We start from the raw sequence: 24,474 nt of genomic DNA, 5'->3' as shown, positions 1-24,474 counted from the left end.
TGCGGTCCCGGTTTCGTTTCCACCCCATGGTGGCCGGCCTAGTGCAGCAGGATCAGCGTGGCCAGGCCGAGGAAGCAGAAGAAGCCCATCACGTCGGTCACGGCGGTGACGACGACGGTACCGGCGACGGCGGGGTCGATGTTCATGCGCTTCAGCAGCAGCGGCAGCAGCACGCCGGCGGTGGCGGCGGCGCAGAAGTTGATGATCAGCGCGAGCGCGATCACCAGCGACAACAGCGGATTGCGGAACCAGGCGAATGCGATCACGCCGACGATGCCGCCGATCAGCAGGCCGTTGATCAGCGCGACGCGGATTTCCTTCCACAGCAGGATGCGCGCATTGCTGGAACCCACTTGCCCCAGCGCCAGACCGCGCACCATCAGCGTCAGCACCTGCACCGCCGCATTGCCGCCGATGCCGGCGACGATGGGCATCAGCACGGCCAGCGCAACGATCTTCTCCAGCGTCACTTCGAACTGGCCGATGACCGTCGCCGCCATGAACGCGGTGAACAGGTTGATGCCCAACCACACCACGCGGCCACGCACGGCACGCTTGACGGGCGAGAACAGGTCCTCGTCCTCGTCCAGGCCGGCGGCGCCCAGCGCCTGGTGCTCGGCCTGCTCGCGGATGATGTCGACCACGTCGTCGATGGTGATGCGGCCGAGCAGGATGTTGTTGTCGTCCACGACCGGTGCCGACACCCAGTCGTGGTCGGAGAACTGGCGTGCCACTTCCTGCGCGCTCTCGCCCACGTCGATGGCCGGCTGCTCGTCGTCGATCAGCCGGTTGATCGGCGTGGTGTCCTCGTGCGTGACCAGCGCGGCCAGCGGCACGCGGCCCAGGTACTGGTGGCGGCGGCTGACCACGTAAAGGTGATCGGTGTGGTCGGGCAGTTCGCCGCGCAGGCGCAGGTAGCGCAGCACCACGTCGACATTGACGTCGGCACGCACGGTGACCACGTCCGGGTTCATCAGGCGGCCGGCGGTGTCCTCCGCGTACGACAGCACCTGCTCCAGGCGCTCGCGATTCTCCCGGTCCATCGACTTGAGGACTTCGTCGATGACGGTGTCGGGCAGGTCTTCGACCAGGTCCGCGAGATCGTCGATGTCGAGGTCCTCGACCGCGGCCACGATCTCGTCGGTGTCCATGTCCGCCAGCAGGCTCTCGCGCACTTCGTCGCCGACATGCACCAGCACCTCGCCGTCGTCCTCGGGATCGACCAGTCCCCACACGACCTCGCGCTTGCCGGGCGGCAGCGATTCCAGCAGGTTGCCGATCTCCGCAGGCGACAAGGTGTTGACCAGCCGGCGCACGGGACCCAGCCGACCGCTGTCGAGCGCGTCGGAGAGCAGGCGCAACTGACGTGCGGTCTTGTCGTGGCGGATGGTCTCGACCATTCGGTACTCCGGAATGGGGCCGATCCGTCAGGCGGATGCGACCGGGGCATCAGGTGTTCATTGCGCCATTATCGCCCGGGCCGCGAGTTATGGACACCCTCTGGAAGCGCAGTGGGGAGGTGCAGTGGGAGCGACGTGAGTCGCGATGAGGCTTTCCCGGTGGCCCATCGCGACTCACGTCGCTCCCACCTCGGGCTTCCACTCCGGGGGTGGGTGGTCAGCTCGCGGTAGCGGCCTTCAACCAGCGCTCGATGCCGGCACGGTCGCGTGCCTGCAGCAGCTTTTCGGTGCGTGCCTGCAGGGCGGCGAGATCCACATCGCGGATCGCCTTGCGCAGTTCCAGCAGCGTGGCCGGATGCAGGCTGAATTCGCGCAGGCCCAGTGCCAGCAGCATCGGCGCGAGGGTGGCGTCGCCGGCGATCTCGCCGCACATCGCCACGGGAATGCCGTGCTCGGCGCCGGTACGGATCACGTGCCTGAGCAAGCGCAATACGCCGGGGTGGAAGGGCGAATAGAGTTCGCCGAGCGCATCGTTGTTGCGGTCCGCGGCCAGCAGGTACTGCACCAGGTCGTTGGTGCCGATGGAGACGAAGTCCACCACGTCGACGAACCCGTGCAGGGCGATCGCCGCGGCGGGCACCTCGATCATCGCGCCGAGTTCGACCTGCCCGGCGATCTCGTGCCCCTGCTTGCGCAACTGCAGCGCGACGCGCCGGAGCCGGCGACGGACCTCGAGGATTTCCTCGCGGCTGCTGACCATCGGCACCAGGATGCGCACGGGTCCATAACCTGATGCGCGCAGGATGGCGCGCAGTTGGGTATCGAACACGCCCGCATGCGCCAGCGACAGGCGCACGCCACGCAGGCCGAGCGCCGGGTTGTCCTCGTCGCTGACGACCAGGCCGGCCCGGTCCGCCTTGTCGGCGCCCAGGTCGAGGGTGCGGATGGTCACCGGCCGCCCTCCCATGCCGAGCACAAGGTCGCGGTAGACCTGGAACTGCTGCTCTTCGCTGGGCAGCTCGCGCTGCTGCAGGAACAGGAATTCGGTGCGGTACAGGCCCACGCCGGTGGCGCCGAGGGTATGGGCGTTCGCCACGTCCTCCAGCGACTCCGCGTTGGCCCACAGGGCGATGTCGACGCCGTCGCGGGTGCGGCTGGGCTTGGAACGCAGGCGGCCGAGCTCGCGGGCTTCGCGTGCGGCGTCGCGCAATCGTTCGCGGTAGCGGCGCAGGTCGTCCGGGTCGGGATTGACCACGACCACGCCGGTGGCGCCATCGACCAGCAGCACGTCGCCATCGTTGATCTTCTGCAGTGCCTGCGCATTCCCCACCACCAAAGGCAGGTGCAGGCTGCGCGCCAGGATGGCGCTGTGCGAAAGTGTGCTGCCGGCGGCGGTGACCACGGCGACGACGCCGTGCTGCTGGAGTTCCGCCAGTTCCGACGGCGCCACGTTGTCGCTGACCAGGATCTCGCCGGCCACCGCGGGCGCGTCGGGCGCGCGCTGGTGCAGGTGCGCATGGATACGGCCGATCACATGGTCCAGGTCGTCCATGCGGCTCTTGAGGTACGCGTCGTCCATGCCATCGAAGACGGCGGCGAGCCGGTCGCGCTGCAACCGCAGCGCGTAGTCGGCCGCGTAGCGGCCGGTGCGGATCAGTTCGTCGAGGCCATGCAGCAGTTCGGGATCGTCCAGCAGCAGGGCATGCAGGTCGAGGAACTCGCCGACTTCCTTCGCCAGCGCGCCATGCAGGCGCGTGCGCAAGCGGTGCATCTCGCCGCGGGTGGCATCGACGGCGGCATGCAGCCGGGTGACCTCATCGTCGACCTGGTCCGCGCGGATGTGCTGCTCGGCGACCTCCAGCACGTGCGGCAGCCGGACCCGGGCGCGTCCCAGCGCGCTGCCGCGCGAAGCCCCATGGCCCGGCAGCAGCGCCCGCATCAGGATTCCTCGTCGAACCGCCGCTCGAACAGCGAGACGACTTCCTGCATGGCGGCGGCTTCCTCCTCGCCCTCGATGCGGACGGTGACCGGGGTGCCCTGGCCGGCGGCGAGCAGCATGACGCCCATGATGCTTTTCGCATTCACCTCACGGCCCTTGGCCGCCAGCGTGGCGTTGCAGCGGAAACCGGACAGCGTCTGTACCAGCTTGGCGGTGGCCCGCGCATGCAGCCCGAGGCGGTTGGAAATGATGAGTTCGCGTTCAAGCATCGTCGTGAATGACTCCATTGCGTGCGCCCGCCGCGGCCGTGGCGGGCAGGTCGTCCAGTCCCTGTTCCGGATAGTTCATCACCCTCAGCAGCATGGGCAGGCTGAGCGCCGAGACGCGGCGCACCGGCGTGCCCAGGCGGGCCAGCTTGCCGGCGAGGTTGCTGGGGCTGGCGCCGTAGAGATCCGTCAGCACCAGCACCCCGTCGCCGCCGTCCACACGCCGAAGCGCCGCCGACGCCTGCGGCAGCAGGACGTCCAGGTCGGCATCGAACGGCACCTCGAAGGCCTCCGCCTTCAAGGGCAGTTGCCGCAGCAGCGCGGTGGCGACGGTCAGGATCGCCGCACCTACGCCAGGATGAGTCACAAGAAGAATGCCACAGGCCATGCCGAACGTTAACAGACGGGCATGACGCGCTGGAAGCCGCGTCGGTGGAACGGAGCGGGTGGGGTCGGGTCACTTTCCCCGACCGGAGGCGCGGGCCGGCTCAGTCCAGTTCGCGGTGGAAGGTGGCGACCTCTTCCCAGCCCTGGTCGCGGGCATGCCGTGCGAGGGTTTCGGCCAGGTAGACCGAGCGGTGCTTGCCACCGGTGCAGCCGAACGCGATGGTCACGTAGCTGCGGGTTTCACCGCGCAGGCGTGGCAACCAGGTGTCGAGGAAGCCGCTGACCTGGCCGACGTACTCGGCCACGTCCGGCTGCGCATCCAGGAAGGCTCTCACCTTCGGGTCGCGACCGGCGTAGGGGCGCAGGTCCGGGTTCCAGTGCGGGTTGGGCAGCACGCGGGCGTCGAACACGAAGTCCGCATCCGCCGGCACGCCACGCTTGTAGGCGAAGGATTCGAACAGCAGCGAGAGCTGCGTGCCCTTGTTGAAGGCGAACTCGGCGATGATCCGGCGCCGCAGCTGGTGCACGTTGAGCTGGCTGGTGTCGATGACGACGTCGGCTTCGTCGCGCAGCGGCTGGACGATGGTGCGTTCCTGGCGGATCGCCTCCTGCAGCGACAGGCCGCCATGGCCAAGCGGATGGCGGCGGCGCGTGTCGGAGTAGCGCCGCAGCAGTACCTCGTCGTCGGCGTCGAAGAAGATCAGCCGCCCTTCCAGCCCGAGCTGCGCCAGCGCCGCGCGCCATTGCGCCAGCTTGGACAGGTCGCTGTGGCGGCTGCGCACGTCGATGCCCACCGCGATCTTCGGCGGCAGTTCGTCCTCGCGCACCAGGCTGCGGACGAACGACGGCAGCAGGTCCACCGGCAGGTTGTCGACGCAGTAGTAGTCGAGGTCTTCGAAGGTCTTCAGCGCCACCGACTTGCCGGAACCGGACAGCCCGCTGACGATCACCACCGTGGCGGGCGTGGCCATGCCGCTGTCCTCTCGCGCCGGTGCGTCTCCCGTCTGCGTCATGGCGTGCTGCGCTCGAGCAGGTTGCTGTGGCGGGCGATGAACATCGCGGCCGGGTCGATGCCCTTGGTGCGCAGGATGTGCAGGCGGGTGGCGGCTTCGGTCAGCACGGCCAGGTTGCGGCCCGGCATGACGGGCAGGGTGATCAGCGGCACGTCCAGGTCCAGCACGTGGCGCGTGCCGGAATCACCGGTCAGCCGTTCGTAGCCATGCGGATTGGGTTCGGTCATCGGCCGGGTCAGGTGCACGATCAGGCGCAGGTACTTGTTCTTCTTCACCGCGGTGTCGCCGAACATCTCGCGCACGTTCAGCACGCCCAGTCCGCGCACCTCCAGCAGGTCCTGCAGCAGTTCGGGGCAGGTGCCGTCCAGCACGTCCGGCGCGATCTGGGTGAACTCGGGTGCGTCGTCGGCGACCAGGCGATGGCCGCGGCTCAGCAGTTCCAGCGCCAGTTCGCTCTTGCCGGAGCCGGCCTCGCCGGTGATCAGTACGCCGATGGAGTAGATCTCCATGAAGACGCCATGCAGCGTGACTCGCGGGGCCAGCGTGCGTGCGAGGTGGTAGGAGAGGTGGTTGAGCAGTTCGTGGCCGCGCTTGGGCGATGCCCACAGCGGGGTGTCGTTCTCATTGGCGGCTTCGCGCAGGTCTTCCGGGCAGGATTGGCTTTTGCTGATCACCAGTGCCAGCGGCTTCGCCTGCACGATCTTCTCGATCGTCTCCCAGCGCTGGCGCGAGTCGAGCGAGTCCAGCCACGTCAGTTCTTCGGTGCCGAGGATCTGCACCTTGTTGGGATAGACCGCATTGAGGTAACCGGCCAGCGACGGGCGGCGCGAGACCGTGTCGCCGGATTCCAGCACGCGCTTCTCGCCCTTCTGTCCCGCCAGCCAGCGCAGTGCCAGCTTGTCCTTCTGCTGATCGAACAGTTCACGGGCGGTGATGCTGGTGTTCATCATGCGAAGGCAACCGACGGGGAAGGGAGGGCATCGCAGGCGGGGTGCGAGGAGCGCCGACGCAGCGTCGGCTGCGTCGGCTGCGTCGCCCGGGATGCAGCGCGTACGAGTGTAATGTCCCTGTCCGACGTGCGCGACCCGCGGGGCGTGGCGGCCATGCGCCGCGCCGGTGTCGCCTTGACGTGCGAAGGGCCGCTCCGCATCGCGAAGCGGCCCTTCGCACGGTATCAACCGATCAGTTCGCCGCGCATGCTGTGGCGCTGGACGTCGGTGCGTTTTTCCTTGTGCTTGACCAGCAGGCGGTCGAGCTTGTCGGCCAGGATGTCGATGGCCGCATACATCGTCTGCGCGCCGGCATCGGCATGCAGGGTGCGCCCGGACACGTTGACCGTGGCCTCGGCAAGGTAATCGGGTTTGCGGGTTCCCAGTTGCGTACGGACTTCGCAGGGTTGCTCGAAGTGGCGCTCCAACCGCTTCAGTTTGGTTTCAACGTATTCGCGCAAGGCGGGAGTGACTTCGATTTCATGGCCGTAAGTCTCGATACGCATGTGTGCCTCCTTCTGGTCGGTAGAACCGCGCTTGGCGCGGAGAGCGTGTCATGTGACAACGCGGCAGGGGTCTGGGTTCCGGCGATTCTCCTTTACGGGTTGCAAGGGAAGGCGATGCCTTCGAGGACAAGATGGACCCGTCCGCGGCAACTATCAACCGTTGCGGCGTGTTTTTTTGCGCGAAGGACAGGGGTGTTAGAAAAGCGTTTCGCGCGTGCGGAACGGAGTCACGGAACAGGTGCGACGCGTGGGCGCTTCAGGCGATGCGCACGCGTTCGTGCGAGGACAGGATGTTGAGGGCCTCGCGGTACTTTGCGACGGTGCGGCGGGCCACCGGAATGCCGGACGCCTTGAGCAGGTCGGCCAACTTCGCGTCGGACAGCGGCTTGCGCGGGTTCTCGCCGTCGACCAGCCGCCGGATCATCGCCTGGATGGCGGTGCTCGACGCCTCGCCGCCGCCGTCGGTATCGATGCCCGACGCGAAGAAGGCGCGCATCGGCAGCGTGCCGCGTGGTGTCCGCACGTACTTGCGGGCGATGGCGCGCGACACGGTTGATTCGTGAAGGCCAACCTCTTCGGCCACGTCCCGCAGGGTCAGCGGTCGCAGCGCCTGTTCGCCGAACTCGAGGAAACCCGCCTGCTGGTGCAGCAGGCAGCGCATGACCTTGAGCAGCGTGTCGCCGCGCGCCTCGACGCTCTTGAGCAGCCAGCGGGCTTCCTGCAACTGCGTCTTGAGGTAACCGGCATCGCGGTCGCCGCACTGCCGGATCATCTGTTCGTACCCGCGGTGGATCGTGATGCGCGGCAACGTGTTGCCCGCCAACGCCGCACGCCAGATGCCGCGTTGGCGCCAGACGACGCAGTCGGGCACCACGTAGGTGTCGTGCGACAGGTCGCCGATCTGCGCGCCCGGCTTGGGGTCGAGCGTGCGCAGCAGCTGCACGGCTTCCTCCATCTCGGCCACGGGGCGTTTCATTTCCTGCGCCAGTCCCGCCACGCCGCTGCGCGGAAGGCGCTCGAGTGCGGTGTCGGCGATCTGCAGCGCCAGCGCCCTGCCGGGCGTGTCGTCGCTCAGCACGGCCAGTTGCAGGTGCAGGCATTCGCCCAGCGTGCGGGCGGCGATACCGACCGGATCGAAACGTTGCACCTGCCGCAGGACGATGAGGATTTCGTCCTCCTGCGCCTCGACATCCGGGCGCAACGCCTGGGCGATCGACGCCAACGGTTCGCGAAGGTAGCCGTCGTCTTCCAGCGCATCGATCAGGGTGGCGCCGATGCGGCGGTCGCGCGGGGACAGGTGGGACAGATGGAGTTGCCACAGCAGATGGCCATGCAGTGTGTCGGCCTCCGCCACGCGTTCCGCGGGACTGCCGCCATCATCGTCGTCGAACGAGCCGCCACCGCCGGACGACGTCCACGGCCCCTCATCGGGCGACCAGTCGTCGCGATCATCGCCAGCATCCTGTTCGACCTGCTGCACCGGCTCGGCGGGCGGCTGATCGTCGTCGTTGCCCCGGACCTGTGCGGGTTCTTCCTCGGGTTCGCTCCAGTCGAGCAGCGGATTGGTTTCAACCGCCTCGGTCAGTTCGATCTCGAGTTCGGCGGTGGACATCTGCAGCAGCCGGATGGCCTGACGCAACTGCGGCGTCATGACCAGATGCTGTCCCAGCGATGTCTGCAGGCGTGGCTTCATTCCCGACCTTGGAACCCGTGAGGCGGCCGACCGCCGCCGACGGGGATCACAGGCGGAAGGTTTCGCCCAGATAGACCCGGCGTACGTCCGGATTGGCCAGCAACGCGTCCGGGGCCCCCTGCGCCAGAACGCTACCGGCATTGAGGATATACGCCCGGTCGCAGATTCCCAAGGTTTCGCGCACGTTGTGGTCGGTGATAAGCACGCCGATGCCGCGGTCCTTGAGGTGCTTGACGATGCGCTGGATCTCGCCGACCGAGATCGGATCGACGCCGGCGAACGGCTCGTCCAGCAGCATCAGCCGCGGGCGCGCGGCCAGCGCACGTGCGATTTCCACGCGCCGGCGCTCGCCACCCGACAGGCTGGCGCCGAGCTGGTCGGCGACATGGGTCACCTGCAGTTCGTCCATCAGCGAACTCAGTTCGCGCTCGATGCCGGCCTTGTCCAGGTCCTCGCGCAGTTCCAGCACCAGGCGGATGTTGTCGGCGACGCTGAGCTTGCGGAAGACCGAAGGCTCCTGCGGCAGGTAGCCCACGCCGAGCTTGGCGCGCTGGTACATGGGCTGCGCGGTGATGTCCTGGCCGTCCAGTTCGATGCTGCCGGCGTCGGCGGCCACCAGGCCGACGATCATGTAGAAGCAGGTGGTCTTGCCGGCACCGTTCGGACCCAGCAGGCCGACCACTTCGCCCGGCTGCAGGGTCAGGCCGAAGTCGGCGACGACTTCGCGCTGCTTGTAGCGCTTGCGCAGTCCCTTCGCGGTCAACATCAGTTCTTGCCCTGCGCCGGCTGCGCGGCTTTCGGCTGGATCACGGTGCGGACGCGGGTGCCGTCGCCGCCGCTCTGCATGTTGCCGCTCTTGGTGTTGTAGACCATGCGCTGGCCGCTGTTGGAGCCGCGGTCGGACTTCACCGTGTAGTTGCCGATGAAGGTGATGGTTTCTGTCTTCATGTCGTATTCGACGCGGTCGGCCTGCGCGTCCATCCAGGTACCGTCGTCCATCTGCTGCCGCATCTTCACCTGCTTGCCGGTGAAGATGGAGCGCGAGATCTCGCCGTCGGCCATGTGGATCTCGGCCGCGGCGGACTTGATCTCCAGCGAGCCCTGGGTGACCACCACGCCGCCGCCCAGCAAGGTCTTGCCATTGCCTTCCATGTTGCCGTTCTGGCTGCCGGAATCGATGGTCATCGCCTGGTTGCGGTCGGTGGACTTGGCCACGGCGCCGGCGGCGGGCAGCAGGAGCAGCAGTGCGGCACTAGCGAGCAGAGCGCGGTTCATAGATGGATCTCACCTGGGATTTGAATGTGTATTCCTTGGTCTTGAGGTTCGTCTCAAAACCGCGCCCGCTCAGTCTGGAGCCGGGCTGCGTGACGGTCACCACGTCGTCGGTCTGGGCGAGGTCGCGATCGGGAAAGACGTTGAGCGTCTCCGTCCGGAACTCCGCCTTGCGCGCGCTGCCTTCGGGCGACACGCCGTGCACGTCGCCCTTCAGGCGCAACTCCTCGCCTTTCGCACTGAGCCAGCCGGTCTTCGAGCGCAGCTCCCACGAACGGCCCTGCTCTTCAGGCAGCAGGAACAGCGGGGTGGTGATGGTGTACGTCTCGTCCTGCGGATTGCGCGCCATTTCCGGCGCCCGCACCGCGACGGCCTCGGTACCTTCGCCATTGAGGGCGATCATCTCGAAATCGCGCATCACGTAGTCCGAGCGGTCGGCGACCACCCGGTTGGGCGGGGGGACATCGCGGTTCTTCCAGGCCGACCAGCCGCTGACGATGGCCGCGAGCAGCAACACCAGGCCCAGCGTGGTGCGCCAGCTCATGCCATCCCGCCTTCGAACGTGGGCGCATGCCCCTGCGTCCCCAGCAACAGGTCGCAGGCCTCGCGCGCCGCGCCCTGGCCGCCGGAGCGCCGGGTGCGCCAGTGCGCGTGCTGCGCCGTCCAGGGGTGGGCGTCGGCCGGGGCGATGGCCAGGCCCACGGCGCGGAACGGCGGCACGTCGGGCAGGTCGTCGCCCATGAAGGCGACCGCCTCCAGTCCGATGCCCAGCCCGGCGCCGAGTTCGCGCACCTTGGCCAGCTTGTCCTTGACGCCGGTGAAAACCTGCACGCCCAGCTCGCGGCCACGGGCGACCGCGACGGTTCCGCCGCGTGCGGTGACAAAGGCCACCTCGATGCCGGCGCGCTTCAGCAGCACTAGGCCCTGGCCGTCCTGCACGTGGAAGGCCTTCTGTTCGCGGCCTTCGCCGTCCAGGTACAAGCGGCCGTCGGTCAGCGTGCCGTCCACGTCGAAGCAGGCCAGCCGGATGCGTGCGGCGCGGGCCAGCACGTCATCGGTCAGGTCGTGGAGATGGCGGAGAGACATGGGGACAGGATGGGATCCGAAAGGGAGTGCGGCAAGGGCGGACGGCGGCGAACCCTTGCGGGTTACACCACGCGGGCACGCAACAGGTCGTGAATGTTGAGGGCGCCGACCGGGCGTTGCTCATCGTCGACGACGACCAGGCCGCTGATCTTGTGGGTCTCCATCAGGCGCGCGGCCTCGACGGCCAACTGGTCGGCATGGATGGTCTTGGGCTGGCGCGTCATGACATCGACGATGCGGGCCGCGCGGACATCCAGCGCGGGGTTGTCGAGCGTGCGGCGCAGGTCGCCGTCGGTGAACAGCCCGGCCAGGTGGCCTTCGGCATCGATCACGGCGGTCATGCCCAGGCGCTTGCGGCTCATTTCCACCAGCGCGTCGCTGAGGGTCGCATCCACCCGCACGCGCGGCACGTCGTCGCCGGCATGCATGACATCGGTGATGTGCAGCAGCAGGCGGCGACCGAGGCTGCCGGCAGGATGGGAGCGGGCGAAGTCGTCGGCGGTGAAGCCGCGCGCGTCCAGCAGTGCCACCGCCAGTGCATCGCCCATCGCCAGCGAGGCGGTGGTGCTGCTGGTCGGCGCCAGGTCCAGCGGGCACGCCTCGGCGGGAACGCTGACATCGAGGTGGACATCGCTTTCGCGGGCGAGGGTGGACTGGGGGCGCCCGGTCATGCCGATGACCGTGTTGCCCTGGCGCTTGAGGACGGGCAACAACATCAGCACTTCGTCCGACTCGCCCGAATACGACAAGGCCAGCACCACGTCGGCGTCGGTGATCATGCCCAGGTCGCCATGCCCGGCTTCGCCCGGATGCACGTAGAACGCGGGCGTGCCGGTGGAGGCCAGCGTCGCGGCGATCTTGCGGGCCACGTGCCCGGACTTGCCCATGCCGGTGCAGACCACGCGGCCGGGACTGGCCAGGATGGCCTGGCAGGCGGCGGAAAACGCGTCGTCGATACGGGCTGCCAGCGCGTCCAGCGCACGCGCCTCGATCTCGACGACCCGACGGCCGCTGGCCGCCAGGCTGGCGGGCGACACGGACGGCGTCAGGGGCAGTGGCTGGGACATGCGGACGGGGCGCCGGCGGGTAGAATGGCCGGGTATTTTATTAGGAAAGCCCGTTGGACGCCGAAACCATCCGTAAACTGATCGAATCCGGCCTGCCAGGCGCCCGTGCCGACGTGCAGGGCGACGATGGCGTCCATTTCGAGGCGACCGTGGTGTCCGACGCCTTCCGCGGCAAGCTGCCGCTGGCCCGGCACCGCATGGTGTACGCCACGCTGGGCGAATTGATGGGTGGCGCCATCCATGCATTGCAGCTGAAGACCGTCACACCCGACGAGGCCGGCACCGCGCGCTGAGGCCTTCCCTCACGGCCGCCCGGTTCCCGCCTCGCCCTCCACCCGTCCTTCCATTCCGGATTTCCATGCAGAAGATCATCGTCACCGGTGGCAACACGCTCAACGGCGAAGTCACCATCTCCGGCGCCAAGAACGCCGTGCTTCCCATCCTGTGCGCGACGCTGCTGGCGGACGCGCCGGTGGAGATCACCAACGTGCCGCACCTGCACGACGTGGTGACCACCATCAAGCTGCTGGGCGAACTCGGCGCCGGCATCACCATCGACGAGGGCACGCTGGCGAAGGGGCGCGGCATCACCGTCGATCCCACCACCGTCAGCCGTTTCGTCGCGCCGTACGAGCTGGTGAAGACCATGCGCGCCTCGATCCTCGTGCTCGGCCCGCTGGTGGCGCGCCACGGCGCTGCGGTGGTGTCGCTGCCCGGCGGCTGTGCGATCGGTTCGCGCCCGGTCGACCAGCACATCAAGGGCCTGCAGGCGCTGGGCGCGGAGATCACCGTCGAGAACGGCTACATCAAGGCGCGTGCGGCACGCCTGAAGGGCGCGCGTTTCGTGTTCGACATGGTCACCGTGACCGGCACCGAGAACGTCATGGCCGCCGCCACGCTGGCCGAAGGCACCACGGTGCTGGAGAACGCGGCGATGGAACCCGAAGTCACCGACCTGGCCGAATGCCTCAACGCGCTGGGCGCGAAGATCGAAGGCGCGGGTACCTCGCGCATCGTCATCCACGGCGTGGAGCGGCTGGGTGGCGGTCGTCATTCGGTGGTGCCCGACCGCATCGAGACCGGCACGTTCCTGGTCGCGGCGGCGATGACCGGCGGCAAGGTCACCGCGCGCAATGCACGTCCCGACACCCTGGAAGCGGTGCTCGACAAGCTCACCGAAGCCGGCGCGAAGATCGAGACCACCGCCGACAGCATCACGCTGGACATGCAGGGCAAGCGTCCGAAGGCGGTCAGCCTGACCACCGCACCGTACCCGGCGTTCCCGACCGACATGCAGGCACAGTTCATGGCATTGAACTGCGTGGCCGACGGCGTGGGCGTGATCAACGAGACGATCTTCGAAAACCGCTTCATGCACGTCAACGAACTGCTGCGCCTGGGCGCCTACATCCGGGTCGAGGGCCACACCGCCATCGTGCGGGGCGTGGAGCGGCTGGGTGGTGCGCCGGTGATGGCGACCGACCTGCGCGCGTCGGCGTCGCTGATCCTCGCCGGCCTGGTGGCCAATGAGGACACCACGATCGACCGCATCTACCACCTCGACCGCGGCTACGAGAACATCGAGGAGAAGCTGGGCGGCCTGGGCGCGAAGATCAGGCGCGTGTCGTGAGGAAGTCCGATCCCGCGCTTTCGGGGATCCGTCCACGCTTTCCGCTGCGCCGCAGGATCCTGCTGGGCATCGTGGCGGCACTGCTCGTGCTGGTGGCCTGGCTGCACTACACCGGCTCGGCGGCCACGCACGGCATCACCACCCGCGACATGGACTGGAACGGCGACGGCACGGTGACGCAGGGCGAGATCGCACAGGCCATCTTCACCGTGGTGGTGGAACAGAAGCAGGACGGCAATCGCCAGTGCAACACCTTCGCGTGGCGCAATGGCAGCGGGACCATCCGCATGGATTGCAAGACGGTGTTCCAGCCCGACGCGGAATGAAAAAGCCCGGCATTCGCCGGGCTTTTTCATTCCCGACTCAACGCCAGGAAGTCAGTTGCAGGCGGAAGACCTCGCTGCCGTCTTCGCGCTGCACGATGCGCACCGGCGCAGGCACGCCGGCGGCGATCCAGGCGGTGGTCTGCTTCCCGCCCGCGCTCTGCACGACCTTCGTCGTGTCCAGGGCACGACCACCCACCGTGATCTTCTCGCGACCGGCGACGCGGTAGGTCATCGACTTGGCCTTGCCGTTCTCCAGCAGGCGGTAGTTCATCGACGTGCGGCCAAAACCCACGTCGCGGACGAGCGCCAGATTGACCAGCAATGCGTCCATGTCGCCGGGCTGCATCGCCACCGGACCGGCCCGCTGCGGTTTCACGTCACCGGTCCAGCGCGCCTGCAGGCCCTTCCAGTTGTAGTGCGTGACGACGGACCGCGTCTTCATCAGGTAGGTCGAACGGTCGCTGCCTCCCAGCGGCCGATAACGACCCGCGGCATCCTCGAACACGGTGGCCTGGCTCAGGTTGGCCATCGCGTTGCGGATGCCCATCGAATACGTCCAGCGGTTGCCCTGCTGCGACAGCGACATCGCGCCGCTTGCGGAAATGCCCTTGAAGGAGGCGTCGTACCGGGCGGTGAACGGCTCCAGCGCGTGGGCTGGCGCGGCGATCACCGCCAGCATGGCGGCGGCGATCGCCGGCAGGGCGGACGTCCTTGTCATTGCAGGAGTTCCCTTGAAAGATCAGCGCCAGGACTTGAGCGTCAGGTCGATGGTGTCCTGTCCCTTCTCGCGCTGCAGGATGCGTGCGGGCACCGGCGCATCGGCCACCACCCAGACGATGGTCTGCCTGTCGCCGTCGGTGCGGACCACCTTGGTGGCTTCCTGGGATTTGCCGCCGATGGTGATGCGTTCCTTGCCGGCGACCTGGTAGGTCATCGCCTTGGCGCGCCCGTTCTCCACCATCCGGTAGGTCAGCGGCTTGCCGGCGGCCACGTCGCGCACGATGGCCAGGTTGACCAGCAGGGCATCCAGGTCGCCCGCCGCCAGCTTCACCGGGCCGGCGCGGTCGGGCTTCACGTCGCCGTTCCACGTGGCCTGCGCCTTGCCCCAGTCGTAGACCGTGTTGACGGTCTTCTTCTTGATCAGCAGGCGCGAGCTGTCGCTGCTGCTCAGCGGCCGCATGCGTCCTTCCTGCACGTCGAAGACGGTCTTCTGGCTCAGATCGACGGCCTGGTTGCGCACGGACAGCGAGTACTGCCAGCGGTTGCCGGCTTGCGGCGCCACCGACATCTGGCCTTCGCCAACCATGCCCAGGGCGCTGGCGCTGTATTGCGCCGTGAATGCCTCGACGGCGAGCGCGGGGACGCTCGCACCCGCCAGGAGCGCGGCGGCGAGCAGCAGGCGTGGAGTGGGGAACGCGGTCTTCTTCATGTCAGGGTGCTCCTTGGTATTCGACCAGGCGGAGATCCACGCCGTCCTGACCGTTCTCCCGTTGCAGGATGCGCACGGGAGTGGGGACGCCATCGGCGACCCAGAAGATGGTTTCGTCGTTGCCGCCATTGGCGCGGCTTACGCGCAGGGCGCTGTAGCTGAGGTCCTCGACGGTCACCGTTTCGGGTTCGGGCGACACGACGTACTGGTACTCGCGGATACGCCCGTTGTCCACCACGCGGTAATCGAGTCGCCTGCCCGGCGCTGCGTCGCGGATCACCGCCAGATTCATCAGCAGCGCGCTCATGTCGCCGGGCTGCAGGGACAGGGGGGCGCGGCGGTTCTTCTTGATGTCGCCCTGCCACTGGGCCGTGTGGCTGCCCCAGTCGTAGGTGCCGACCATTTTCTTGCCCATGAACAGCGCATGGCGGACCGTGGCCTGGCTGAGCGGACGGAATTGCCCGCCTGTTGCATCGAAGACGGTGCTCTGCTCGATGTTCAGGCCGGCCAGCCGCGCGAAGCCGCGCGTGCCCTTCACGTTCAGGTCGATCTGCCACTGCCCGCCGCTTTTCGGCGCGACTTTCATGCTGGCGCTGCCGGCCAGCTTGCCTTCGTTGTAGGCCTGATAGCTGGCCACGAACGGCTCCAGCGCCAGCGCGGGCGCAGTGGGTCCGGCCAGAAGCACCAGGCCGAGGAGCAGGGGGCGGAGAGGGGCAAGCATCAAGGGACGCGCGAAGGTCAGGGCAGCAAACGGTCGGCTGAATCTAGGGACAGCGCATTTAATAGGGGCTGACCGTGACAGAGCGTGATGTCGCCCTGTTCAGCCAATTGGCCGGTGCTCGCCAGCGCCAGCACCGCCAGCAGCAGGGCGTGCTCCCGCGGCAGCAGACGCGCGGCCAGCGCTTCGGGGGTATCGCCCGGCAGGATCGGCACCCTTACCTGGGCGATCACCGTGCCGGCATCCAATTCAGGAATCACGAAATGGACGCTGGCGCCGTGTTCGCTGTCGCCCGCCTCGATGGCACGGGCATGGGTGTGCAGTCCACGGTACCGGGGCAGCAGCGATGGGTGGATATTGAGCAGGCGGCCGCGGAAGCGCGCGATGAAAGCCTCGCCAAGGATGCGCATGTAGCCCGCGCACACCACCCAGTCCGGGCGGGCGGCGGCGACTGCGTCCGACAGTGCGGTTTCGTAGGCGGCGCGATCGGGAAATGCGGAAGGCCGCGCACTCCAGCGCCGGGCCGGTGGTACCTGCTGCAGGGCGGGCGCGGTCGGCTTGTCGGAGAACACGCCCACGACTTCCGCGTCCAGCATGCCCTCGCGGATCGCATCCAGGATCGCCTGCAGATTGCTGCCGCGACCGGACGCCAGCACGGCGATGCGCGCCGTCATGCCATGCTCCCGCGCCGTTCGGCACGCGCCAGCGGCCACGCCAGCAGCGCGCCGAGCGTGGCAAGCAGCATGTCGGCGTGCGCGTCCCACCCATCGCCCTGCTGGCCGTTGTACGACTCGGCCGCCTCCGGGGACATCGTCAGTGCGATGCCCCATTCCAGCCATTCGTACACCAGGCTGGTGCACATGATCAGCATCACCGCCAGCCCGAAGGCCTGCCCGGGCGACAGCATCGGCCAGCGCTGGCGCAGCCAGTGCCAGACGGCGGGCGTGAAGCACACGCCGTAGCTCAGGTGGATGAAACGGTCGAAGTGGTTGCGCTGCCAGCCGAACGCCTCCGCCGGCGACCAGCCGGTCGCTGCCTGCAGCCAGGCGTCGTAGGGCACGTAGGAATACAGCCAGCGCGCGCCGATGCAGTGCGCGACGATGAAGGCGCAGATCAGTGCGAAGTGCACCGGCCGCAGCGGCCAGCGGCGGTCATGCCACCACAGCCAGGCCAGGCCGAGCACGGTCAGGCTGCTGTGCATGGCCTGTTCGATCGGCCAGCGCGGCGCGATCCAGCTGGCGGCGAACACCGCCAGCGTCAACCCGAAGGCGATCGCCTTGCTGCGCGGCATGCCGCGCTCAGCCGATGCGGACGCGTTCGCCGCCGCTGGCGGTGACGACTTCGCCGATCTGCCAATGGGTCAGCTGCAGACGGGCCAGGTCGGACTTCACCGCGGCCAGCTGGTCGGGCGCGACCACCAGCACGAAGCCGATGCCGCAGTTGAAGGTGCGCCACATCTCGGCGTCCGCCACGGCGCCTTCGCGCTGCAGCCAGTCGAACACCGGCGGCAGCGTCCACGCGCTGGCGTCGATCTGCAGGCCCAGGCCTTCCGGGATGACGCGGATGATGTTTTCGGTCAGGCCACCGCCGGTGATATGGGCCATGCCATGCAGGTCGTGCGCCTGCAGCAGTTCCAGGATCGGCTTCACGTACAGCGTGGTCGGCGCCATCAGCGCATCGGCCAACTTCACGCCGCCCACATCGAGATCGGCCGGCCGGCCGGCGCGGTCGTAGATGCGCCGCACCAGCGAATAGCCATTGGAATGCGGGCCACTGGAGGCGATGCCGACCAGCACGTCGCCGGCACGGACCTTGGCGCCGTCCAGCAGGCGGGATTTCTCCACCGCCGCCACGCAGAAGCCGGCCAGGTCGTATTCGCCCGGGCCGTACATGTCGGGCATCTCGGCGGTTTCGCCCCCGATCAGTGCGCAGCCGGACAGCTCGCAGCCCTTGGCGATGCCGCCGACCACGGCGACCGTGGTGTCCACGTCCAGCTTGCCGGTGGCGAAGTAGTCGAGGAAAAACAGCGGCTCGGCACCCTGCACCAGCACGTCGTTGACGCACATGGCGACCAGGTCGATGCCGATGGTGTCGTGGCGGCCCAGCTGCTGGGCCAGCTTCAGCTTGGTGCCCACGCCGTCGGTGCCGGAGACCAGCACCGGCTCGCGGTACTTGCCCGACAGATCGAACAGCGCGCCGAAGCCGCCCAGTCCACCCATCACTTCCGGCCGGAAGCTGCGCTTCACCAGCGGCTTGATGCGTTCGACCAGTTCGTTGCCGGCGTCGATGTCGACACCCGCGTCGCGATAGGTCATCGGGGTGGGGGCGGAAGGCGTCGGCTGGGTCACGGGCGGTCGTCGGCGGGGCAAGAGGCGTGATTTTAAAGGAATCGGCGCGCCGAGCGACCGTCCTGAACGGGTGCCGTTGGCGGTATCGGGTCATTCGGGCAACAATTCGCCGGGTCTGTAGAGCTCAAGGACGCTCGATGCGCCGGATCCCAGGTATCGCACTCGCCACCGCACTGCTGGTGGCGGCACTGACCACGACACCCGCCGTGCAGGCGCAGTCCGGCCTGCGCACGGAAGGCGACGCGGTGTCCGCGCGCGGGCTGTACCAGGCGGAAGTGCCGGTCAACGGCCAGGGCGAGGCGGAGCGCCAGGGCGGCTTCGCGCGCGCGCTGGGCACCGTGCTCGGCAAGCTGTCGGGCGACCGTTCCGCGATGTCGCGTCCGGGCGTCGGCGCGGAACTGCGCAATGCCAAGGACTACGTGGACGGCTACGACTACCGCCAGGACCAGGGCACGTCGGCCACCGGCGCGCCGACGTTCCGCACCACGCTGGTGGTGCGCTTCGACGAAGACCAGGTCAACGGGCTGGCCGGCGCACTTGGCCTGCCGGTGTGGCCGCAGCCGCGTCCCAAGCCGGTGGTCTGGCTGGCGATCAACGATGGCAGCGGGCCGCGCCTGGTCGGATTGCCGCAGTCCAATGCCGCGCGACCGCTGCTCAACCGCGCGATTGAACGCGGTTATGGCCTGGGCCTGCCGGCCGGCGGCGCGGCGGAGCAGGCGCTGGTCGGCGCCATCTGGCGCCAGGACACGGCTGCGGTCGCGCGGGCATCGGCGCGGTACAGCCCGCCGATGCAGCTCATCGGCAAGCTGTACCGCGATGCCAAGGGCGGCTGGACGGTGGACTGGGTGTTCGTCGATGCCGGCAAGGTGCTGGCGAAGTGGTCGGTGACCGACGCCGATGCGCGCCGCGCGATGGCGTCCGGTGCCGACGGCACCGCCGATGCCCTGGTGAAGCGATACGGCAAGCGCGGCAGTGCAGGCCCGGCCGGCACCTACCGCGTGCTGTTCACCGGTATCCGCACCACCGACGATTACCTGCGCCTCACCGGCCACCTGCAGAAGATGGCCGTGGTCCGTCGCATCACCCCGGTGCGCGCCAGCGGCGACGTGCTGGAACTCGATCTGGAACTGGTCTCGGGCCTGGCGGGCTTCCGTCGCACCATGGGTGACGAGGCTCCCTTCACCGGCGGTGAAGGCGAGCCGCCCGCCTACCAGATGCGCTGACACAAGGACGCTGCATGGACCTTTCTTCCACGCCAGCCGGCACGCTGGCCCGCCGATGGCAATGGCTGCTGATCGCACTGATCGTCGGCTGGCTCATCTGGCTGCTGGCGCCGGTGCTGACGCCGTTCGTGTGCGCCGCACTGCTGGGCTGGCTGGGCGATCCGTGGGTGGATCGGCTGGAGCGCAGCGGTCGTTCGCGCACCACCGCCGTGGTGCTGGTGTTCACGCTGATGCTGCTGTTGCTGACGCTCGCGCTGGTACTGCTGGTGCCGATGATCGAGCGGCAGGTGGTCACGGTGATCGAGTCGTTGCCGGCCTATCGCGACTGGTTCGTGCAGACGGCATTGCCGTGGGTGGAGCGACGCACCGGGCTGGAACTGGTCGCGTGGCTCGATCCCGACCGCCTGACCGAATGGGTACGGAGCCACTGGCAGCAGGCCGGTGGCGTGGCCGCCACGCTGTTCGGCTATTTCTCGCGTTCGGGCTTCGCCGTGATGGCGTGGGTCGCCAACCTGGTGTTGCTGCCGATCCTGACGTTCTACTTCCTGCGCGACTGGGACGTCCTGGTCGAACGCATCGCGGCGCTGGTGCCGCGCGACCACATCGCCACCGTCACGCGGCTGGCGCTGGAATCGAACGAAGTCCTCGGGGCGTTCCTGCGCGGTCAGTTCCTGGTGATGCTGGCGCTGGGCGCGATCTACGCCATCGGCCTGTCGGTCGTCGGCCTGAAGGTCGGTCTGCTGGTCGGCATCATCGCAGGCCTGATCAGCTTCGTCCCGTACCTGGGTACCGCGACGGGCATCGTGCTCGGCGTGATCGCGGCACTCGTGCAATCCGGCGGCGACTGGTCGCTGGTGGCACTGGTGATGGGCGTGTTCGTGATCGGCCAGATGCTGGAAGGCTATGTGCTGACGCCGCGCATCGTCGGCGACCGCATCGGCCTGCACCCGGTGGCGGTGATCTTCGCCATCATGGCGGGCGGACAATTGTTCGGTTTTCTCGGCATGCTGCTGGCCTTGCCGATCGCCGCGATCGCCAACGTGCTGCTGCGGTTCGCGCACGAGCGCTACACGCAGAGCCGCCTGTATGCCGGTGATCGGCCGTCGATCGTGCTGGATTCCTACCTCGACAAGGGCAGCCTCGAACAGGCATCGCCTCGCGCCGATTCCGATACGCCGTGAGCCGCGACGAGCAGGGCGCGGGCCTGGGTCCGCAGTTGCCGCTGGCGCTGCGGTATCCGCCGGACCAGCGCTTCGACAGTTTCATCGCGCCCCCCGAAGGCGCCTTGCCGGCGTTGTCGGCGCTGGCCGCGACGACAGGCGCGGACTGGGTGTACCTGTCCGGTGCGTCCAGGACCGGCAAGACGCATCTCGCGCTTGCGGTGTGTGCGGCGGCCGAGCAACAGGGAAGGCGCGCCGCCTACCTGCCGCTGACGGCGGCGGCAGGACGCGTGCGCGATGCGCTCGATGCGCTGGAAGGCCATGACGTCGTCGCGCTGGATGGACTGGACGCGATCGCGGGTGCCCGCGAGGACGAAGTCGCGCTGTTCGACTTCCACAATCGCGCCAGGACTTCGGGATTGAACGTGCTGTACACCGCGCGCGGCATTCCCGACGTCATCGGCCTGGTGCTGCCCGACCTGCGTTCGCGCCTGCAACAGTGCCTGCGCTTCACGCTGGATCCGCTCGACGATGAAGGCCGCCGCGATGTGTTGCGCGATCGCGCGCAGCGGCGCGGCCTGGTGCTGGAGGATGCCGCGCTGGACTGGCTGCTGACGCGCACCGACCGCGACCTGGGCGCGCTCGTCGCACTGTTGGACCGGCTGGATCGCGCGTCGCTCGCGGCCCAGCGCAGGATCACCGTGCCGTTCCTGCGGCAGGTGCTGTAAGCGCGGGTCGTGCCAGAGACGTGCTTCCAGGGCGGACCGAAGAGCGATGCTCTCCTCGGAATGTCGTCAGCGCGCCACTAAGTCAGGCCGCCGCGCAGCCTCGTTTCCAGTTCGGCCAGCCGTTGCGGCGTGCCGACGTCGGTCCAGCGCCCCGCATGACGTTCGCCGCGGATGCTGTCCCCATCCATGTGCGCTCGCAGGATCGGGGCAAGACGGAAGCGCGGCTTTCCATTGGCGGTGATGCCCGCGTGGTCGTCTACATGGTTTCGCCAATCATCCAGCAGCGCGGCCCTGTAAACACCGATGCCGGCGTAGGTCAGACGATTCTTGCCTTCCTTGCGGACGTTGCCGGCGTCATCCAGGGCGAAGTCTCCGTTCGTGGCATAGCCGGGTGGATCGATCATCACAAGATGCGCCAGTCCCGCCGGCTCACGTGGCAGTCGGGCGAAATCGAAGTCGGTCCAGATGTCGCCGTTCACCAGCAGGAACGGCGCCTCGCCGAGGACCGGGCGCGCGTTGAGCATGCCGCCGCCGGTTTCAAGCGGCGTATCGCCTTCGTGCAGGTAGTGCAGTCGCAGGCCCCAGCGCGCGCCGTCGCCGAGCACGGCAGGAAAACGGTCGGCCAGCCAGCTGGTGTTGACCACGACGTCTTCCACGCCCAGCGCCGCGAGTTTTTCCAGATGCCAGACGATCAACGGCTTGCCGCCCGCCTCGATCAGCGGCTTGGGCGTGTGGTCGGTCAGCGGGCGCATGCGCTCGCCGAGGCCCGCCGCGAAAATGAGGGCCTTCATGCGATTTCACCGCGGGCATGCAGCACGGGCTTGACGCGGGCGTCGAGCAGGGTGCGCAGGCCGGCCAGTTCCGGATACCGCGGCAGCACCTCGTCCAGGTAGCGGATGAAGCGCGGCACGTCGGGCAGATAGCGGGTCTTGCCGTCGCGGTAGTGCAGGCGCGAGAAGATGCCGAGGATCTTCAGGTGCCGCTGGATGCCCATCCAGTCGGCATCGCGCAGGAAGACCTTGAGTTCGGGTACCGGTACGCCGGCACGCGTGGCGCGCGCGTGGTAACGGGCCAGCCACCCATCCACGCGTTCGATCGGCCAGCTCAGGAACGCGTCCTTGAACAGGCTCATCGCATCGTAGGCCACGGGTCCACGCACGCAGTCCTGGAAATCGAGCACGGCCGGGCCGGGCGTCACCGGCATCAGGTTGCGCGGCATGAAATCGCGGTGCGTCAGCACGCGCGCCTGCGTCAGCGCGTTGTCCATCAGGCGGCGCTGCGCCAGTTCCAGTCCGTCGGTCTCGCCACAGTCCAGCGTCAGGCCGAGATGACGGCGCAGGAACCATTCGTCGAACAAGCCGGCATCGCGCTGCAGCAGCGCCTCGCCGAACTCGCCCATGCCGTCCGGAGGCGCGATGGCCTGCAGGCGCAGCAGCTGTTCGATGGCGGCGTCGAACCAGGTGTCGGCGTTGTCCTCGCTGATCACGTGCGCGAGCGTCGGACCGCCGAGATCCTCCAGCAGCAGGAAGCCGAGGTCGACGTCGATGGCCAGGACTTCCGGGACGCGCACGTCGCCGCCCATCAGCAATTCGCGCATCGCCAGCCACGGCCGGACGTCCTCCAGACCGGGCGGCGAGTCCATCACGATCCGGCCTGGCCCGTCGCCCAGGCTGCGCCAGTAGCTGCGGTAGCCGGCATCCATCGAGGCGCGTTCGAGCTGCGCATAGGGGTCGCCGAGCGCGCCGCGCGCCCATTCCAGGCGCTGGGCACCGCGCCCGGAAGGGTCCTGAATCGTAGGGTTCATGCAGGGGCGACCACACACAGGCGACAAAGGCCTACAGGGTAAACTGGCGCCCTACCGACTTGCGAGGCTTGCATGGCCAAACTCCAACCCGTGCTGCTCTCCGGTGGCTCCGGCACGCGCCTGTGGCCGCTGTCGCGCGAGGCTTATCCGAAGCAGTTCCTGCCGCTGGCCGGCGACGACACGATGGTGCAGGCGACGTGGCGTCGTGTCGCGGCCATCGCCGATCTCGCTCCCCTCGTGGTCGCGAACGAGGAACACCGCTTCCTGGTCGCCGAACAACTGCGCCAGGTCGGCGCGCCGGAACCGGCCATCCTGCTAGAGCCGGTCGGACGCAATACCGCCCCGGCGATCGCCGCTGCGGCGTTGCAGGCGATGGCGGATGGTGCGGATCCGTTGCTGCTGGTGCTGCCTTCCGACCACGTGGTCCGCGACGACGCCGGGTTCCGGCGCGCGGTACATGAGGCGTCGGCGGCGGCGGAGGCCGGTGCGCTGGTCACCTTCGGCATCGTGCCCGATGCGCCGGAAACGGGCTTCGGCTACATCCAGGCGGACGTCGGTGAAGGCCTGCGCAAGGTCTCCCGCTTCGTCGAAAAGCCCGATGCCGCCACTGCGCAGTCCTACCTCGATGCCGGCGGCTATTACTGGAACAGCGGCATGTTCCTGTTCCGTGCCAGCCGGTATCTCGAGGAACTCGCACGCTTCCGTCCCGACATCGTCGAAGCGGTGCGGGCAGCGCACGCAACCGCGCGGCACGACGGCGATTTCATCCGGCTGGACAAGGACGCCTTCGCGGCCTGTCCCTCCGATTCCATCGACTACGCGGTCTTCGAGAAGACCGGCCACGCGATGGTGCTGCCGGTCGACATCGGCTGGAACGACGTCGGCAGCTGGTCGGCGCTGTGGGATGTCGCGGAGCGCGATGCCGACGGCAATGCGCACCATGGCGACGTGATCGCCGTCGACAGCCGCAACAGCTATGCCTACGCGCAGCGCCTGGTCGCGCTGGTGGGCGTCGACGACATCGTGGTGGTCGAAACCGACGATGCCGTGCTGGTCGCGCGCAAGGACAGGGTGCAGGAGGTCAAGCAGGTGGTCGCACGCCTGAAGCAGGAGCAGCGGAGCCAGGCCGTCCTGCATCGCGAAGTGCATCGTCCGTGGGGCAGTTACGACTCGGTCGACAACGGCAGCCGGCATCAGGTGAAGCGCATCAAGGTCAAGCCGGGCGCGGCGCTCAGCCTGCAGATGCACCATCACCGCGCCGAGCACTGGATCGTGGTCAGCGGCACCGCCAAGGTGACGCGCGGCGACGAGACGCTGCTGCTGTCGGAGAACGAAAGCACCTACATCCCGCTGGGCGTGAAGCACCGCCTCGAGAATCCAGGCAAGGTGCCGCTCGAGCTGATCGAAGTGCAGTCCGGCAGCTATCTGGGCGAAGACGACATCGTGCGCTTCGAGGACGTCTACGGCCGCAGCCAGTAAGGCGGCCTGCG

General features: G+C 68.2%; 28 protein-coding genes. 7 read left to right on the top strand and 21 right to left on the bottom strand.

Annotated features, from left to right (window positions below; genetic code table 11):
- Nucleotides 1-38: 38 nt before the first annotated feature.
- The 13 genes from mgtE to V7060_RS06160 form a co-directional block, all read right to left on the bottom strand.
- The gene (mgtE, locus tag V7060_RS06220) at nucleotides 39-1,400 is read right to left on the bottom strand and encodes a magnesium transporter (protein WP_162339172.1); all 1,362 of its coding nucleotides are present in this window, start codon (nucleotides 1,398-1,400) and stop codon (nucleotides 39-41) included.
- Between the two features lie 217 nt (nucleotides 1,401-1,617).
- Complete coding sequence (gene ptsP / locus V7060_RS06215) at nucleotides 1,618-3,339, bottom strand: phosphoenolpyruvate--protein phosphotransferase (RefSeq protein ID WP_334178371.1); 1,722 nt, start codon at nucleotides 3,337-3,339, stop codon at nucleotides 1,618-1,620.
- A complete protein-coding gene (locus V7060_RS06210; RefSeq protein WP_334178370.1) occupies nucleotides 3,339-3,608 on the bottom strand; it encodes an HPr family phosphocarrier protein in 270 nt (89 codons plus the stop codon). Before V7060_RS06210 ends, ptsP begins: the two co-directional genes overlap by 1 nt.
- Nucleotides 3,601-3,993: a PTS fructose IIA subunit family protein gene (locus V7060_RS06205; RefSeq protein WP_334178369.1), complete on the bottom strand. Its 393-nt coding sequence runs from the start codon at nucleotides 3,991-3,993 to the stop codon at nucleotides 3,601-3,603. The genes V7060_RS06210 and V7060_RS06205 overlap by 8 nt, the downstream gene beginning before the upstream one ends.
- A gap of 100 nt (nucleotides 3,994-4,093) precedes the next feature.
- Nucleotides 4,094-4,963 carry an RNase adapter RapZ gene (gene rapZ / locus V7060_RS06200; RefSeq protein ID WP_334178412.1) on the bottom strand — a complete coding sequence of 290 codons (870 nt, stop codon included), beginning with the start codon at nucleotides 4,961-4,963 and terminating at the stop codon, nucleotides 4,094-4,096.
- Between the two features lie 38 nt (nucleotides 4,964-5,001).
- On the bottom strand, nucleotides 5,002-5,952 hold the full coding sequence (hprK, locus tag V7060_RS06195; protein ID WP_055940856.1) for an HPr(Ser) kinase/phosphatase: 951 nt from the start codon (nucleotides 5,950-5,952) through the stop codon (nucleotides 5,002-5,004).
- 227 nt (nucleotides 5,953-6,179) lie between these two features.
- Nucleotides 6,180-6,500, bottom strand: a complete 321-nt coding sequence (raiA, locus tag V7060_RS06190; protein WP_162339176.1) for a ribosome-associated translation inhibitor RaiA — start codon at nucleotides 6,498-6,500, stop codon at nucleotides 6,180-6,182.
- 256 nt (nucleotides 6,501-6,756) lie between these two features.
- Entirely contained in the window at nucleotides 6,757-8,193 is a 1,437-nt protein-coding gene (locus V7060_RS06185) for an RNA polymerase factor sigma-54 (protein ID WP_334178368.1), read from the bottom strand.
- A 46-nt stretch (nucleotides 8,194-8,239) separates the two neighbouring features.
- Entirely contained in the window at nucleotides 8,240-8,959 is a 720-nt protein-coding gene (gene lptB, locus V7060_RS06180) for an LPS export ABC transporter ATP-binding protein (protein ID WP_334178367.1), read from the bottom strand.
- Nucleotides 8,959-9,468, bottom strand: a complete 510-nt coding sequence (gene lptA, locus V7060_RS06175) for a lipopolysaccharide transport periplasmic protein LptA (protein ID WP_334178366.1) — start codon at nucleotides 9,466-9,468, stop codon at nucleotides 8,959-8,961. The genes lptB and lptA overlap by 1 nt, the downstream gene beginning before the upstream one ends.
- A complete protein-coding gene (gene lptC / locus V7060_RS06170; protein ID WP_334178365.1) occupies nucleotides 9,446-10,009 on the bottom strand; it encodes an LPS export ABC transporter periplasmic protein LptC in 564 nt (187 codons plus the stop codon). The genes lptA and lptC overlap by 23 nt, the downstream gene beginning before the upstream one ends.
- Nucleotides 10,006-10,551 (bottom strand): phenylphosphate carboxylase subunit delta, encoded by a 546-nt coding sequence (locus V7060_RS06165; RefSeq protein ID WP_334178364.1) that lies wholly within the window; start codon nucleotides 10,549-10,551, stop codon nucleotides 10,006-10,008. The genes lptC and V7060_RS06165 overlap by 4 nt, the downstream gene beginning before the upstream one ends.
- A gap of 62 nt (nucleotides 10,552-10,613) precedes the next feature.
- A complete protein-coding gene (locus V7060_RS06160; RefSeq protein WP_334178363.1) occupies nucleotides 10,614-11,618 on the bottom strand; it encodes a KpsF/GutQ family sugar-phosphate isomerase in 1,005 nt (334 codons plus the stop codon).
- Nucleotides 11,619-11,671: 53 nt separating this feature from the next.
- On the opposite strand from V7060_RS06160, the gene V7060_RS06155 reads away from it, so the two are divergent.
- From V7060_RS06155 to V7060_RS06145, 3 genes are all read left to right on the top strand, one after another.
- Nucleotides 11,672-11,911 (top strand): BolA family protein, encoded by a 240-nt coding sequence (locus tag V7060_RS06155; protein ID WP_334178362.1) that lies wholly within the window; start codon nucleotides 11,672-11,674, stop codon nucleotides 11,909-11,911.
- Between the two features lie 65 nt (nucleotides 11,912-11,976).
- Nucleotides 11,977-13,248, top strand: coding sequence for a UDP-N-acetylglucosamine 1-carboxyvinyltransferase (gene murA, locus V7060_RS06150; RefSeq protein ID WP_334178361.1), 1,272 nt, complete (start codon nucleotides 11,977-11,979; stop codon nucleotides 13,246-13,248).
- The gene (locus V7060_RS06145; RefSeq protein WP_334178360.1) at nucleotides 13,245-13,574 is read left to right on the top strand and encodes an EF-hand domain-containing protein; all 330 of its coding nucleotides are present in this window, start codon (nucleotides 13,245-13,247) and stop codon (nucleotides 13,572-13,574) included. Before murA ends, V7060_RS06145 begins: the two co-directional genes overlap by 4 nt.
- A gap of 37 nt (nucleotides 13,575-13,611) precedes the next feature.
- On the opposite strand, the gene V7060_RS06140 is transcribed toward V7060_RS06145, so the two are convergent.
- From V7060_RS06140 to purM, 6 genes are read right to left on the bottom strand one after another with little or no spacing between them, the layout of a single operon-like run.
- A complete protein-coding gene (locus V7060_RS06140) occupies nucleotides 13,612-14,292 on the bottom strand; it encodes a DUF3108 domain-containing protein (RefSeq protein WP_334178359.1) in 681 nt (226 codons plus the stop codon).
- Nucleotides 14,293-14,313: 21 nt separating this feature from the next.
- Nucleotides 14,314-15,003 carry a DUF3108 domain-containing protein gene (locus tag V7060_RS06135; RefSeq protein WP_334178358.1) on the bottom strand — a complete coding sequence of 230 codons (690 nt, stop codon included), beginning with the start codon at nucleotides 15,001-15,003 and terminating at the stop codon, nucleotides 14,314-14,316.
- A gap of 1 nt (nucleotide 15,004) precedes the next feature.
- Entirely contained in the window at nucleotides 15,005-15,724 is a 720-nt protein-coding gene (locus V7060_RS06130) for a DUF3108 domain-containing protein (protein ID WP_334178357.1), read from the bottom strand.
- 17 nt (nucleotides 15,725-15,741) lie between these two features.
- On the bottom strand, nucleotides 15,742-16,395 hold the full coding sequence (purN, locus tag V7060_RS06125) for a phosphoribosylglycinamide formyltransferase (protein ID WP_334178356.1): 654 nt from the start codon (nucleotides 16,393-16,395) through the stop codon (nucleotides 15,742-15,744).
- Nucleotides 16,392-17,012, bottom strand: coding sequence for a DUF2238 domain-containing protein (locus V7060_RS06120; RefSeq protein WP_334178355.1), 621 nt, complete (start codon nucleotides 17,010-17,012; stop codon nucleotides 16,392-16,394). The genes purN and V7060_RS06120 overlap by 4 nt, the downstream gene beginning before the upstream one ends.
- 7 nt (nucleotides 17,013-17,019) lie before the next feature.
- The gene (gene purM / locus V7060_RS06115; protein ID WP_334178354.1) at nucleotides 17,020-18,069 is read right to left on the bottom strand and encodes a phosphoribosylformylglycinamidine cyclo-ligase; all 1,050 of its coding nucleotides are present in this window, start codon (nucleotides 18,067-18,069) and stop codon (nucleotides 17,020-17,022) included.
- A 137-nt stretch (nucleotides 18,070-18,206) separates the two neighbouring features.
- Between purM and V7060_RS06110 the strand changes: the two genes are divergently transcribed.
- From V7060_RS06110 to hda, 3 genes are read left to right on the top strand one after another with little or no spacing between them, the layout of a single operon-like run.
- Nucleotides 18,207-19,292 (top strand): DUF2066 domain-containing protein, encoded by a 1,086-nt coding sequence (locus V7060_RS06110; RefSeq protein ID WP_334178353.1) that lies wholly within the window; start codon nucleotides 18,207-18,209, stop codon nucleotides 19,290-19,292.
- A gap of 14 nt (nucleotides 19,293-19,306) precedes the next feature.
- Nucleotides 19,307-20,473, top strand: coding sequence for an AI-2E family transporter (locus V7060_RS06105; RefSeq protein WP_334178352.1), 1,167 nt, complete (start codon nucleotides 19,307-19,309; stop codon nucleotides 20,471-20,473).
- Nucleotides 20,474-20,496: 23 nt separating this feature from the next.
- Nucleotides 20,497-21,180 (top strand): DnaA regulatory inactivator Hda, encoded by a 684-nt coding sequence (gene hda / locus V7060_RS06100; protein WP_334178411.1) that lies wholly within the window; start codon nucleotides 20,497-20,499, stop codon nucleotides 21,178-21,180.
- A 77-nt stretch (nucleotides 21,181-21,257) separates the two neighbouring features.
- Here the strand turns inward: hda and murU are convergent, their stop codons facing one another.
- Together murU and V7060_RS06090 are read right to left on the bottom strand one after the other, a co-directional pair.
- Nucleotides 21,258-21,971, bottom strand: a complete 714-nt coding sequence (murU, locus tag V7060_RS06095) for an N-acetylmuramate alpha-1-phosphate uridylyltransferase MurU (RefSeq protein ID WP_334178351.1) — start codon at nucleotides 21,969-21,971, stop codon at nucleotides 21,258-21,260.
- A complete protein-coding gene (locus tag V7060_RS06090) occupies nucleotides 21,968-22,984 on the bottom strand; it encodes a phosphotransferase (protein WP_334178350.1) in 1,017 nt (338 codons plus the stop codon). Before V7060_RS06090 ends, murU begins: the two co-directional genes overlap by 4 nt.
- A gap of 72 nt (nucleotides 22,985-23,056) precedes the next feature.
- Between V7060_RS06090 and V7060_RS06085 the strand changes: the two genes are divergently transcribed.
- Nucleotides 23,057-24,463, top strand: coding sequence for a mannose-1-phosphate guanylyltransferase/mannose-6-phosphate isomerase (locus V7060_RS06085; RefSeq protein WP_334178349.1), 1,407 nt, complete (start codon nucleotides 23,057-23,059; stop codon nucleotides 24,461-24,463).
- Nucleotides 24,464-24,474: the final 11 nt, after the last annotated feature.

This window comes from Pseudoxanthomonas sp. (assembly GCF_036845285.1).
Taxonomy (GTDB): Bacteria; Pseudomonadota; Gammaproteobacteria; order Xanthomonadales; family Xanthomonadaceae; genus Pseudoxanthomonas_A.
The sequence above is the reverse complement of the archived record's forward strand: the minus strand, read 5'-3'. Positions and strand labels throughout refer to the sequence as shown.